Below are 14,482 nucleotides of genomic sequence, written 5' to 3' on the forward strand. Positions count from 1 at the left end.
GAGGGCCTGCCTTTATGACACGCCCCCTTAACTTCATTATAATGTAATTTTAACTCATGCAAGCTACTTATTCAACGGATTTTTTCTTTTTGTTACTAATAATACTCCTGCTGCAATAAATACAATTGCAAATAATAATATTGCTATACTTGATATCCCCCCGAGTTTAGCTATTTGGCTTACCCCAGCTCCGTTTGCTATGCTATTATTACTTCCAGAGCTAGGAGTTACACCATTGCTTATTGAACCACTATTATTCTGTCCATTATTTGCTGGACTATCACCTGCACCATTACCATTGTTACTATTTCCACCTGTATTTCCACTATTGTTATTTCCTGTATTTCCACCATTATTGTCAGTATTTGTGCTTTCAAGTTTTTTGTCTGTAATTAAATAATCACTACAATGTGTGGTCACAAAAGAAATATATCCATCTTTGACAGTACTGTTACTAATAAGAATTAGTGAACCGTTGTTATCAATATAATAAGCATATAATGCTTTATCATTATACTTACTATCTATCCTTTGTTTTACAGTCACATCAGTTCCAAACTTACCTTCTGGAAGATTATTATCCATTCTTAATTGAAAAGCCAATTCAGGAGAATACCTAGCTTTAATACTCTTTAATACATCTTGTTTTTCTAAAGTATCATAAGTTCTAAATATCAAACCTGTAAGTCCAGCATTAGTAAGAATGTCATAAAGTTTACTAGAATCTTCAATAGTTATTGTGGTATCACCTCTTTGTATAACTGGCTTAACCTTGTTCTTTCCAGCTTCGCTAAATATTGATTTAGATACTTCTTCAATTTGAGTTGATACTATTACTTCCTTACCAGAGTTTGATGCTTTAGAAACTTCAGCTAAAATTTCTTTATCACTAGTAGGAATTTTAGTGTCTTTTACTATAAAGCTTGGTTCATAAGCAGCCTTTAACGCATCTGAATTTACTACTACTTCTTTTACTTCATCAACAAGAATAACTCCGCCAATAGCTGGCACCTTAATAGTAACCTTGCCATCTTTAACCACATAACATTCAGATTTATTTAATATATTAGTCAGTTTAGTTCCATCTTCTATTCCCTTTGCTTCTAATGTAAGTTCAACTACAGAAGCTTTTCTATTGGCAACCACTAAAGCCTTATTTTCATTATCAGTTCTAGTAAATGCTATTACATCATTTAAATTTTCCTTATCTGTATCAAGAGAATTTATATCTCCGGTCCTAAGAACACTATACGCATTTCTTATATTTGCAAGAGTAGCATACCACTCTACAATATCCTTATCCCCTTTTCCCCATATCATACCTCTTCTATTGTCCGGGTCATCAGCACCAACAATTCCTGCTTCATCACCGTAATAAATACATGGTGCTCCTGGATAGGTCATTTGTAAGAAAGGTACCAATCGTAACTTCTGTTTCGCTAATTCAGATGCCTCTCCTGCAATTCCTCTTTGACTTTTTTGCCAGCCATCTAGTGCAGATAGCACTCTTTGAGTATCATGAGAATCAACTAAATTAAGCATTGCTTCAAAAGCTTCCTTTGGATATTGTTCTCTCATTTTCTCTAATTCTTTTACGGACTCTGTTGCTGAAGTTACTGTTTTGTTATCGTCCTTAGTTCCTTTTGCAAAATCAAGGACTGCACCTCTAAATCTATAATTCATTACAGAATCATACATATCACCAAGGATATATCTTGATGCATCAGTCCAGATTTCTCCTATAATAACATTATCACCTTCAGACTTAACTGCACCTCTAAAATTTCTCCAAGTTTCATCTGAAACTTCATTTGCAACATCTAGTCTCCAACCGTTTGAACCTTGTCTTAGCCACAATCTAGATACAGCATCTTGTCCATCAATTATTTCATTTGCCCAAGATTTAACCTGATATTCTGATCCATTCAGGGCTTGTATAACTGGCATAGAATCATATCCCCACCAGCCTTCATAGCTGTAATGCTCAGTTGAAAGACCAGAATCTACCTTTTTGTTCTCAACTTTGAACCAATCTTTGTAGTGAAGATCTGTTATTCCTTTCGATGACAAATCAGCAGTCACCTGTTTCTCTGCCTCTTGCTGACTTATACTTTGCGAATTCATTAGGTCATAAACCCTTGACCAGTATTGATATGCTCCTATTGGTTTATTCTTAGTCATATATTTATCATACCTATCAAAGTATACCGAATCATCAGATACATGGTTGAATACTCCGTCTAGTATTATGTGCATTCCTCTTTCACTAGCTGCCTTTGTAAGGTTTGCAAAATCTTGCATGTTTCCTAGCAGTGGATCTACCTTTGAGTAATCAGTAGTATCATATCTATGGCTGGAAATAGATTGTCCAACAGGATTAAAATAAAGTATATTAACTCCAAGAGCCTTAAGATAATCAAGTTTCTTTTCTACCCCTTTAAGGTCTCCCCCATACATTTCATTACTCCAATTGTTATCACCTATAGCTCCCTTATAATCAGGATTTAATTTTGGACTTCCATTTTCATCTTTTATCACATTTCCATCTTTATCTTTTAAATATTCAAGTTCCGGATCTTCCGTTATACTATACCAGTTTGTGTAGAATTCATATGGAGTCATTCCTCTTGAAAGTTTTTGCAAGAAATCATTGCCAGTGTCTCCATCAAAAAATCTGTCAGGGAATATCTGATATACAACACCGTTTTTCATCCAATCAGGAGTCTTGAAGTCTTTCTTGTAGATATTTAAGCCATACTCCAATACAGATGATAAATCCCCAGTCTTACCTGTACCAAAGTATCCATCATCGTCACTATACGTCTTTACATCTGATCCATTTGATATAACAAAATAATAGGAATATTGTCCTATAGTATTAAGTTTAAACTTAGCAGTCCATTTATCATGATTATCATCAAAAGCTCCATTTTTACTCATTTCATATTTATTGATTCCTTCTGGACCTTTTACAATTACCTTTGCTTCAGTTAAATCACCTTTAGCAGCCCTTAAATTGAAGGTTAATTCTTCTCCCTCTTTTGCTGCGCCAAATGGTAATTTATAATTCGAACTTTTAGAATCAAATGAAACTTCATTTTCATTAATTCTTACTGTAGCAGCATCATTAAAAATAGTCTCAGTTACTGGATCGAAGTTTATCGATACTAGTTTATCCTCAGAAAGTTCTATAGGATTAACATTATAAGTCTTATCACCACATTCTATTACTAATTTATCATGGATTCCTTTTTTCAAACTTAGTTGAGCTGAATAAATTCCCTTATAATCATTATCCTCAAGTTTAACTTTTTTAGAAAGTTCAGGACCAGTTATAAAAGCATCTACCATTGTATAGCTTGTCGAATCAACCACAAAATGGCTATCATCGTTATAATAGAATGTAACATCTCCAACCTTTGAAACAACAAGTGGAATGTTAGCACCATCTTTTACAGCCTTCTGACCATAATTTTCAGTCCAGCTTCCCATTGCTATCTTATACTCATAACTTCCAGATGGAACATCTTTTAAAGTAAATTTATACTTTCCACTTCCTACATATTCCATTGACGTTTTATCTGAACCAGCAGTCCATGCTGATTCCCCTGCAACAGTTTGAATAGTGCCTGCTATAACTACTTTTCTACCTGAAAAACCTACAAATTTATATATGGAGTTACCATCCTTTTGATCTTGTACTGATGGGTCCATTATCCAATTGCCGTCAACTATAAATTTATACTGTATATCCTTTGCAACATCACCAACTCTAATTGAAGCTGACCATATTCCATTAGCATCTTTAACCATCTTAATCTTATTGTTTTGCCAATCTGTTATATCTCCAGCCAAATATACTTCCTTAGCATCCAAGTTTTTGTATAAAAACTTTACAGTTCCGCTATCGTTTACAACAGGTCCATTTAACTCTACTGGAGGTTTAGGAACACTTTTAAGCCCTAATAATTCTGTTATTTTTGTATAATTATTTATAGAATCATAAACTACCTTATTCTTTTCATCTGCTACAAAAACTACTTGTTTTCCTCCATTAGGTATTGTTATCTTCACATTTGGTCCACCTGGAACCCCGCCATCTGCCCATGAATAGTTATTAAGAATCTTATATTCAAAATCCCCACCATTAATAAAATAATTTGAATATACAAATAGTCCGCTATTATCTAATGGTGAAAGCTCCCATCCTTTTTCATTACTATTCCAATTAGCTGCTTCTCCACCTTGTCTTATAGTTCCAATCAAGGATGGACTCTTTGAGTATTCTTGTACACTTATATCATTACTTACATATCTTTGTAAGTAATCAGCGATAATAGTTATTTGATTAGTTCCCTTAGGTATAGTTATGCTTATATCATCACTAACTTCACCATTACTCCAAGCTCCATTATATGCTACTTTATATTTAAGATTATAGTCATCAGCTTTTGCAGAATCTTTTATATTAAAAGTCTTACTGTAAATACCTCCACCTATATAATCAAGCTTAAAATTATTATCACTTGGATCCCATGACTTACCATTATCTAAGAGGTTATCTATATTACCAGTTAATATAGCCTTAGTCTTGAATTGGTCAGCATTATTTATGGAATCATATAATTTCTTTTGTTTATAATCTAATCTAAAATATACCTTAGTATCATTTACTAACTTTAAACTTACATTTGCGCCACCCTTAACACTATCTTTTCCATAATTCTCATCAAAAGACTTATTCATGGCAACCTTATATTCATAACTTCCTGCTTTTAGATCCAATGAAGTCTCAAATATACCATTCTTATATTCCTTCATAAGACCTTTTAAATTAGTTGCATTCCATTGTTCAGATTTGTCCGCAAAAAAATCACCTACGACAGTGGCTATTGCATCAGCCTGTAAAGTAGGTTCATCTTCTGCTCTAACCGTTCTTACATACATATTACTAAACAAAGTAACAAATAACGTAAGGCAGGCAAATAAACTTAGAGCTCTGTAACATTTTTTTCTCATATTCATCCCCCTTATAACTTTATGCAATCGATTGCATATTCTGCGAAACCGTTTGCATTTAATTATATTATACATGTTCACAATAATATTTCATTTGTGAGTTTATATGAATTATTTAAATACTTCTTATATAAAATGCCACATTACATAATATAAATTTCCTCTCTACGTAAAAGTACCACTCTGTAGTTAATCAGTTAAACCCGTGTTAAAGGATTACGGATTGAGTTAACTACAAAGTGGTGCATATTTAAATTTTATTTAAACTAAAATGTTTCTAATTGATCTTTTCTATTAGCTTGCTTATCCTTAATATTGTTGAGATCTTTTTCCGACATATCTTCACCATTATTCTTTATATACCCTGCTGCATTTATCATGTTATCAATTATGTTTTGCTGCTCATCTTCTTTATAGTTATCACCATATACAATCTTGTCCTTTAGGGTATCTATTTCTCTTTTTCTTGCATTTTGTATTTCTTTAGCATGTTCTAATTGCTCAGAGGATATTATATCTTGATTTTGCTCTATATGCCTTTCTGTCCTTGTATACTTCTCAACGGTATCTACTATCTGATCTATTCTATTTTCTACTTCTTGTTTTCTTCCATCATTCATAGCTATTACCTCCTTACATAATTTTTCAATATAAAATTTAATAAGATACTTCAATAACACCTAATTTAATATTGAAATGGTTCAATATATATTTTGCACTTAAGCAATCTAATAATACTTATAAATAAATTCATAGTTTATTTATTTTAACCTTCTTAAGAATCACTAACCATTATGTTTATATATAAAGATGAACCAGTTCCAAATAGAATATATATTTGATAATCCTTTTGCCATTAATAGTTTAAAAAAATATCACTTAGTTTTGTTTAGATAGAACTGGATTATCTATTCCGCTGAACTTATAAACTACTTCAGTCATTAAACTCCAAATAAAGATTTCGATGGTTCTACGAATCTTTATTTGGATAAGTTCTGATATGAAGTAGTTTATCTATATAATATCTCTTTTTGAGTTATTAACTATCCAAATAAATCTTCAGTAAACTTTAATATCAACAAGTTCATGAAACAAAAAATCCACTGAAGTTGTATGCTTCAGTGAATTTTTATTTAAATTTATACAAAATATTTTTTAAAACAAAAAAAATCATAATCATTTGATTACGATTTTTGGTGCACCATCAGGGACTCGAACCCGGGGCACCCTGATTAAGAGTCAGGTGCTCTACCAACTGAGCTAATGGTGCTTATTTGGAGCGGGTAGTGGGAGTCGAACCCACCTTTTCAGCTTGGAAGGCTGGAGTATTACCGATATACGATACCCGCATATTAAATTCTATAAATATTATAAATCAATTTCAAACTACTTGTCAACATTTTTTAGTAACTTGGCTGGGGTGGTAGGATTCGAACCTACGACTGGCGGAGTCAGAGTCCGCTACCTTACCGCTTGGCGACACCCCAATGTCAACATTATAATTTTATCACTACATCGAATATTTGTAAATATATACATATATAAGTTTACATAAAAATTTTATAAAATGTTTAAATTCAATAAAAAAGTCGCTGAAGCGACCTTCTTCAGTGAGCCTTTTTAACGCATCTGCCTTTCCGAATGAACATGAGGAAAATTTGGCAGGCGAATAAGTTTTATTTCTCTACTGCTATAACCATAAAAAACTTCTACAACCATTGAAATATCTAGATTTAAATAGCTCAAAATTTCCATACTTTCCTTTGCAGTAAAAAAAATAGCACGCATAACGTGCTTTGGCTGGGATGGCAGGATTCGAACCTACGGATAATGGAGTCAAAGTCCATTGCCTTACCGCTTGGCGACATCCCAAAATATGGTGCGTCTTAAGGGATTCGAACCCCTGGCCCACGCCTTAGAAGGGCGTTGCTCTATCCAGCTGAGCTAAAGACGCATTTCAAACAAAATATATTTTAATATATACCTTGGAATATGTCAATAGTTATATCTTAAACTATCTCTGTCAAATCTCTTGTTAAAGTTAACTTTAGTTTTTCACCACTAACTGGATTTTTATGCACTTGTTTGCATAGTTCCATCCATTTTTCTTCACTCATTCCTATCTTTTTCTCAAAGTCATCCTCACTATCTGTTTGTAAGTTAGTATTTATAATAAACTGACCTAACTCAGATGCAGATGAAAATACCTTCATATATAAAAATGTATCCGCGTCTCCTAGCCAACTCATATTGAACTCTCTAGAAAACTTTTTTAATTCTTTCATAACTTTATCACTAGGAACATCCCATAATGATTTTATAAACGTTATTTGCTTTTTCATTATGGTAGCTTCTGATTGAGTTACCTTTCCATCCTTTAAGCCATCTGATATAATTTTTTCGGCATTCAATTGAGAGAATTCAGCTATATTCTTATTTTTTCCTTCTATCCATTTATAAAACGCTTCTGGAAGCAGGCAATATTGTATATATCCTAATAACATTTTTACCTTAGGTATTGGTGTCCAAACGCTTTGTATTCCAGATTTTCTTGTGAAAATCACATAATGCATATATACAGTTTTTTCTGTTATAGGTTCATTTTCGAATATTCTAGATTTTAAGGTTTTGTTATTTCTTATCAATTTATCCCAATAATCTATAGAGTTATAAGTTACTATCATTTAACCACTTCCTCTCTAAATATGTAAACCTTTTCTATTTAATTATATTTCATACTACCTCATAATACAATATGAAAAACCATTTACTTGATTTTTTTCTTCCCATTTATGTTATGTGAATCCAATTTTTCAACATTTATATGCTTGATTGTAACAATAGTTCATGATATTTTATAATTATAAAATATTCAGGAGGATGCATATGTACCGATGCGAGATCTGTGGAAAATCAGCAGATATTCATCATATTGTTTATAAGAGTGAAGGCGGACTTGATATAGAGCTAAATTACAAGTATTTATGTCACAGCCACCATCGTGGCAAAGATGGTCCCCATAGAAATAATGCAATCAATTTAAAATATAAAGTTGAATTACAGGATAAACTCCAAACCATTTTATTTAAGGAACACTATACTTTTATTGATTTACTAAGACTATTGGATATAAACAACAATTGTTTAAAAAAACTTGTAAAAAATATAAAACTATTCAAAGAAGGTTATAAATCAAAAGATATTATTTTTCAAATAATGGGGCAAAAATCATACACAAATGAAATGATAGAAGATTTTATATTAGAAAAAATACTTTCTAATTACTAGTATTATATTCATTACTCCCTTATTATTTGTATATAAATATAAAAATATATTAAAATAGTGAAAATCATAAAACTTTTTATGATTTTCACTATTTTAATATTATAGAGTTCCTAACTCAACTATTAGTTTATACATGTCCTAAAATCCCAAGAAATATATAATTTTATAAAATAAAAAAAGCAGCCTATTAGCTGCTTTTTATTTGGAGCGGAAGACGGGACTCGAACCCGCGACCTTCACCTTGGCAAGGTGACACTCTACCATTGAGTCACTTCCGCAAGTGGTGCAGATGAAGGGAGTCGAACCCCCACGCCGTAGGCGCTAGATCCTAAGTCTAGTGCGTCTGCCAATTCCGCCACATCTGCATTGCTCACAAACAATATTATACACTACTAAAAAATAAAATCAATAGTTTTTTATATATTTTTTTTGGAGCGGCAAACGGGATTTGAACCCGCAGCCTTCACCTTGGGAAGGTGACACTCTACCGTTGAGTTATTGCCGCTTATAATTCACATTTTACATTCCCCAGTAACATTTTACCATATTAAGAATACACTGTAAATATATAGTGACATTTTTGCTATTTATTAAATTGAGTATCAATCATCTTTCAACTTGTCATTTTTTCACAATTGGTTATATTAATTGATTATTATTAATATAATTCATAAGAAATATTATTTGGAGGAACTATCTTATGAAAAACTTAGATGAAATCTTATTAGAAGAGGTAAAAAGGGCACTTACTGAACTATGCAATGATTATTCAGAAATAACAACAATTGGGATCATAGAAAAAATTACAGGTTCTCCATATACACCTTCATATAGTACAAACAATATTGGACTCACAAGTTTTATAAGCAATTATGAAAACGAACTGGGATTGGAATTTCTAAATTACGAAAGCTCTTATTGTAATGAATATAATTCACAAACTGCTGTATGGAGATTTAAATAACACCTTAACATTTCTTCTATGTTGTTTTATTATATACTTCACAATTTTAAATTATGATATTTACAAAAAAGTTTACATAATCAAACTATAATGCAAATATTATAATTTAGATTTACGACGTCTCCTACCGCCCTAACTCTCTTTAATTTAAGAAAGAAGAACACACTGAAAACTTTATATTGCTTTAAATAAGGTTATTTATTAAAGACTTGACATTAAAATAAAATAAACTTATAATTTATAAAAAATAGCTAAGTTTAATTCTATGAAGAGAAGAGTAAGCTTTGGTACATTTGCAGAGAGAAAATACATTTGCTGTGAGTATTTTTATATGGAATTAGCTGAAAACTAACTCTGAGTGACTTTAATAAAGTTCGTGAAAATCGCGTTAAGATTAACTAAAGTGACTTGTTTTTCAAGTAATTTGGGTGGAACCACGGGAATGATATTCTCCCGTCCCTTGATATAGGGACGGGAGTTTTTTATTTTGTTTAAAATATTGTCCTTTTCAAGTTTAATCTATATTTAAATGTACTTCTATCTGTTTTCCACGGAATACGAGTTTAAACTTAGGACTATTCTATAAATTTTATTATGAAGGGAGATTTACAAATGGTAAAAATAACTCTTAAAGATGGATCAGTTAAAGAATTTGAAGCTGGTTTATCCGTTTATGAAATTGCAAAAGGCATTAGTGAGGGTCTTGCAAGAGTAGCTTGTTGTGGCATCGTTAATGACAAGGTAGTTGATTTAAGATTTGAGGTTGATACTGACTGTAACTTAAGCATTTGTACTTTTGATTCACAAGAAGGTAAGGATGCATTTAGACATACAACATCTCATATATTAGCATATGCTGTTAAAAGACTATTTCCAGAAACTAAATTAGCTATAGGTCCTTCTATAACTAGCGGCTTCTATTATGACTTTGATAAAGAAACTTCTTTTTCAGCAGCTGATTTAAACAAACTAGAAGATGAAATGAAAAAGATCATAAAGGAAGATGCTGCGATTGAAAGATTTGAACTTCCAAGACAAGAGGCTTTAAAGCTTATGGAAGAAAAAAATGAATCTTATAAAGTAGAACTAATTAATGATCTTCCAGAAGATGAGGTCATATCCTTCTATAAGATAGGCGACTTCACTGATTTATGTGCTGGTCCTCACTTAATGTCATTAAAGCCAATAAAAGCTTTTAAGCTTCTTAGAAGTGCAGGTGCTTATTGGAGAGGAAACGAAAAGAACAAGATGCTTACAAGAATATACGGCACTTCCTTCCCAAAAAAATCAGAACTAGATGAGCATTTAGCAGCATTAGAAGAAGCTAAGAAAAGAGACCATAACAAATTAGGTAGAGAATTAAGTTTATTTACTACTGATGAAAATGTAGGTCAAGGTCTTCCTCTATTAATGCCTAAGGGTGCTAAGGTTATTCAAGTTCTTCAAAGATGGATAGAAGATGAAGAAGAGAGAAGAGGTTATCTTCTTACAAAAACTCCTCTTATGGCTAAGAGTGATTTATATAAAATATCTGGTCACTGGCAACATTATAAAGATGGAATGTTTGTTTTAGGAGATGAGGAACATGACAGTGAAGTATTTGGTTTAAGACCAATGACTTGTCCATTCCAATTTTCAATATATAATTCAGATCAACACAGCTATAGAGATCTTCCTCTTAGATACGCAGAAACTTCTACTCTATTTAGAAATGAAGCTTCTGGAGAAATGCATGGACTTACAAGAGTTAGACAATTTACTTTAGCAGATGGTCATATTGTATGTACTCCAGAACAAGTTGAGCAAGAGTTTAAAGACGTAGTTGATTTAATAAAATACGTTATGACTACATTAGGAATTCAAGATGATATTTCTTATAGATTCTCAAAATGGGATCCTAATGATAAAGAAAAATATATAAACAATCCTGAAGCTTGGGAAAACACTCAAGACTTAATGAGAGAAATTCTTAATCACTTAGAAATTGATTACGTTGAAGCTGATGGTGAAGCAGCATTCTATGGACCAAAACTTGATATTCAAGCTAGAAATGTTCACGGAAAAGAAGATACTATAATAACAGTACAAATCGACTTTGCTCTAGCTGAAAGATTTAACATGACTTATATAGATAAGAATGGCGAAAAGAAACTTCCTTATGTAATCCATAGAAGTTCAATTGGTTGCTACGAAAGAACTCTAGCAATGCTTATTGAAAAATACGCAGGTGCCCTACCAACATGGTTAGCTCCAGTTCAGGCTAAAGTACTTCCTATATCTGATAAGTATAATGATTATGCAGAATCAGTTGTTAAAGCATTAAGACTTAAAGGTATAAGAGTTGAAGGCGATTATAGAGCTGAAAAAATTGGTTACAAGATAAGAGAAGCTTCTGTTGATAAGACTCCATATATCCTTATAGTTGGAGAAAAAGAAGTAGAAAATAATTCAGTATCTGTTAGAAGCAGAAAAGCTGGTGATGAAGGTTCATTAGAATTACTAGGCTTTATCGAAAGATTAGTTAATGAAAACGCTACTAGAGAACATTAAAAAATAGAACTCCTTCGGGAGTTCTATTTTTTTGTTTAATCTCTATATATACTTTATTTCTGAAGTTATAAAACCTACTACTTTATAACTTTTATTTGTATAGTAAATTCTTATCTTATCCTGTATCTTTACAATATTAGAGCTTCTTGTCATCTACTGAGTCAAGCCACTGCTCTATAGAATTTATTATTGAACTTACACAGCCGTCTTCAAATGGAGACTTCAAGTTTGCATAATTAACTAATTGTAGGAATGATTTTGTTCCACCAACTTTACAAAGTTCTACATAGTCTTTCCATGCATCTTCCCTGTTTTCATTGGCTCTTTTCCAAAATTGAAGTGCACAGATTTGAGCTAAAGTATAATCTATATAATAGAAAGGTGATGTAAATATATGAGATTGTTGGAACCACCATGCTCCTCTTTCTAAGAAATCACATTCCTCGTAATTTTTATGTGGTAGATACTTCTTTTCTATTTCTCTCCAAGCTCTCTTTCTCTCTGCTGGATCTACATCTGGATTCTCATAGACAAAGTGTTGGAATTCATCAACAGTAACTCCATAAGGTATAAACTTTATAGCACTTCCTAAATGTATAAACTTATATTTATCTGCATCTTCTTCAAAGAATAAATTCATCCATGGCCAAGTAAAAAACTCCATACTCATAGAATGAATCTCACAACTTTCATAAGTAGGGAAATTACACTCAGGTATCTCTATCCATCTAGATGAATAAACTTGAAATGCATGCCCTGCTTCATGTGTCAAAACATCCACATCTCCTGATGTTCCGTTAAAGTTAGAAAATATAAACGGAGATTTGTAATCTGGTATATAAGTACAGTATCCTCCGCCTGCTTTCCCCTTCTTAGTAACTAAATCTAATAGTTCTCCATCTACCATAAAATCAAAGAACTCTTTAGTTTCTGATGATAATTCCGAATACATTTTTACGCCATTAGCTACTATCCATTGTGGATCACCTTTTGGTATTGCATTTCCACTTAAAAACTCGAATTTCTCATCATAGTAGCTTAACTTATCTAAGCCTAACCTGTTAGTTTGTCTTTTATAAAGCTTTGATGCAGCTGGAACAATATAATCCTGGACTTGCTTTCTAAAATTAGAAACCATTTGTGGATTATAATCACTTCTCATCATTCTCACATATCCTAATTCTACAAAGTTCTTAAATCCCAACTTTCTAGCTATTTTCGTTCTTACTTTTACAAGATCATCATATATTCTATCTATCTCTGCCTCATGTTGTACGAAATAATCATACTTAACCTGAGAAGCTTCTTTTCTAACTTCTCTATCTTTACTCTGTATAAATGGTACTAATCCTGAAAGATTTTTTTCTTCTCCTTTAAACTGAATTTTTGCCGAAGCAAGCAGCTTAGTATATTCCGATGCTAACTTATTTTCTAGTTGTAGCTCCTCAATAACCTTTGGAGAAAATGCTTTCAAAGAAAACTCGGCTAATGTAAAAAATTGATTACCTAACTTTTCTTCAAGGCTACATCTAAACTGGGAATTAACTATTTCCTTATAAAATATTGAATTCAATTCATCATATAATGGCGAATATTCATCCCAATAACTTTGTTCATCATCATAATATTGATCTTGAGTATTAATTGTATGCCTTATATTAGTTAGTGTACTCATAGTTTGAATGTGATTTCTAAGCTCATTTATATTTTTTATGCACTCATATTGTTGCTCAGAACTGTTTGAGTCTCTTAATCTAGCCATATGTGAGTTAAATTGCTCTTTAACTTCTTCATAGTTAGGCCTCTCATACTTAAAATCCTTGAATTTCATTATTAATGCCCCCTAAATTAATATATATATGTACCACTTAGTAATAAAAGTATATTTTTAGAATTATTGTTAATATTATACCATACATGTAATTACAAATAAATTTTAACAATAAAAATACTTTTATATAATTGTACGTATACTTCTTTCTGATATTATATGTGTTACTTTTTCATCATAGACTTCAATAGGTATAGAATCAAAAATTTGAAATTCATATGCTAGTGCAATCCTAGGTGCTTTTCTATTATGTTTTAGAAATTTATCATAATATCCTCCACCATATCCAAGTCTATCTCCACTCTTAGAAAAAGCTAGTCCTGGCATTATTATTAAGTCAATACTATCCTCTGGCACCACTTTACTAATTTCTTTTGGCTCTAATATATTAAAAGGAGGTACCTCCACTAAATCCTTAATTGAATTTATTTGTACAGCATTCATTTCTTTAGTATTTTTATTTACTTTAGGAACAAATACTTTTTTCCCTAATTCCAACGATTTATTTATTATTTCATGTGTATCTACTTCACCACCAATAGATATATATATAAATAAGTCTATACAAGATTTATATTCTTCTGTCTGTAAAAGCATACTTCTTATATTTCTATCAAATTCTTCTTTCATAATTATATCCAAAGTACTTCTCTTCTGCTTTATCAGTTCTCTATAACCTTTCTTATCCATCCTATCTCCTCAAGTGCAATTAATTGCTCAATTTCTAATATCTAATTCTTAAATGTCTGAAATTAGATTTCTTAAAAAACTTATACACATATTTTTATGTATAAATATATATTAAAGCACAAAGCCTTCTTGTTGCAAGA

Annotated in this window: 8 protein-coding genes, 8 tRNA genes and 1 other annotated feature; of the genes, 3 read left to right on the plus strand and 13 right to left on the minus strand. The window is 31.5% G+C overall.

The features are described from left to right. Positions 1-63: 63 nt before the first annotated feature. The 8 genes from JHL18_RS17620 to JHL18_RS17655 form a co-directional block, all read right to left on the minus strand. Positions 64-5,019: an alpha-amylase family glycosyl hydrolase gene (locus JHL18_RS17620; RefSeq protein WP_200271664.1), complete on the minus strand. Its 4,956-nt coding sequence runs from the start codon at positions 5,017-5,019 to the stop codon at positions 64-66. 266 nt (positions 5,020-5,285) lie between these two features. Then, entirely contained in the window at positions 5,286-5,639 is a 354-nt protein-coding gene (locus JHL18_RS17625; RefSeq protein WP_200271666.1) for a hypothetical protein, read from the minus strand. A gap of 574 nt (positions 5,640-6,213) precedes the next feature. After that, positions 6,214-6,289 (minus strand) — tRNA-Lys (locus tag JHL18_RS17630). Positions 6,290-6,294: 5 nt separating this feature from the next. Then, positions 6,295-6,368, minus strand: a tRNA-Gly gene (locus JHL18_RS17635). 63 nt (positions 6,369-6,431) lie between these two features. Further along, positions 6,432-6,506, minus strand: a tRNA-Gln gene (locus JHL18_RS17640). A 310-nt stretch (positions 6,507-6,816) separates the two neighbouring features. Continuing rightward, positions 6,817-6,891 (minus strand) — tRNA-Gln (locus JHL18_RS17645). A 5-nt stretch (positions 6,892-6,896) separates the two neighbouring features. Continuing rightward, positions 6,897-6,973, minus strand: a tRNA-Arg gene (locus JHL18_RS17650). A 55-nt stretch (positions 6,974-7,028) separates the two neighbouring features. After that, positions 7,029-7,703, minus strand: coding sequence for a hypothetical protein (locus JHL18_RS17655; RefSeq protein ID WP_200271668.1), 675 nt, complete (start codon positions 7,701-7,703; stop codon positions 7,029-7,031). Positions 7,704-7,905: 202 nt separating this feature from the next. Here JHL18_RS17655 and JHL18_RS17660 point away from each other — a divergent pair, with 202 nt between their 5' ends. Next, positions 7,906-8,307, plus strand: coding sequence for an HNH endonuclease (locus JHL18_RS17660; RefSeq protein WP_200271670.1), 402 nt, complete (start codon positions 7,906-7,908; stop codon positions 8,305-8,307). Positions 8,308-8,510: 203 nt separating this feature from the next. On the opposite strand, the gene JHL18_RS17665 is transcribed toward JHL18_RS17660, so the two are convergent. The 3 genes from JHL18_RS17665 to JHL18_RS17675 all read right to left on the minus strand — a co-directional run bounded on the left by JHL18_RS17665 (position 8,511) and on the right by JHL18_RS17675 (position 8,812). Continuing rightward, a tRNA-Gly gene (locus JHL18_RS17665) sits at positions 8,511-8,585 on the minus strand. Positions 8,586-8,588: 3 nt separating this feature from the next. Further along, a tRNA-Leu gene (locus JHL18_RS17670) sits at positions 8,589-8,672 on the minus strand. Between the two features lie 65 nt (positions 8,673-8,737). After that, a tRNA-Gly gene (locus tag JHL18_RS17675) sits at positions 8,738-8,812 on the minus strand. 195 nt (positions 8,813-9,007) lie between these two features. Between JHL18_RS17675 and JHL18_RS17680 the strand changes: the two genes are divergently transcribed. Both JHL18_RS17680 and thrS read left to right on the plus strand, forming a co-directional pair. Beyond that, positions 9,008-9,271 carry a hypothetical protein gene (locus tag JHL18_RS17680; RefSeq protein WP_200271672.1) on the plus strand — a complete coding sequence of 88 codons (264 nt, stop codon included), beginning with the start codon at positions 9,008-9,010 and terminating at the stop codon, positions 9,269-9,271. Between the two features lie 256 nt (positions 9,272-9,527). Then, positions 9,528-9,735 (plus strand) — a binding site (T-box leader). A gap of 148 nt (positions 9,736-9,883) precedes the next feature. After that, positions 9,884-11,821 (plus strand): threonine--tRNA ligase, encoded by a 1,938-nt coding sequence (gene thrS / locus JHL18_RS17685; RefSeq protein ID WP_200271674.1) that lies wholly within the window; start codon positions 9,884-9,886, stop codon positions 11,819-11,821. 136 nt (positions 11,822-11,957) lie between these two features. On the opposite strand, the gene JHL18_RS17690 is transcribed toward thrS, so the two are convergent. Both JHL18_RS17690 and JHL18_RS17695 read right to left on the minus strand, forming a co-directional pair. Then, on the minus strand, positions 11,958-13,652 hold the full coding sequence (locus JHL18_RS17690) for a M3 family oligoendopeptidase (protein ID WP_200271676.1): 1,695 nt from the start codon (positions 13,650-13,652) through the stop codon (positions 11,958-11,960). A 123-nt stretch (positions 13,653-13,775) separates the two neighbouring features. Then, positions 13,776-14,342, minus strand: coding sequence for a 5-formyltetrahydrofolate cyclo-ligase (locus JHL18_RS17695; protein WP_200271678.1), 567 nt, complete (start codon positions 14,340-14,342; stop codon positions 13,776-13,778). Positions 14,343-14,482: the final 140 nt, after the last annotated feature.

The organism is Clostridium yunnanense (genome assembly GCF_016595795.1).
GTDB lineage: Bacteria > Bacillota > Clostridia > Clostridiales > Clostridiaceae > Clostridium_AR > Clostridium_AR yunnanense.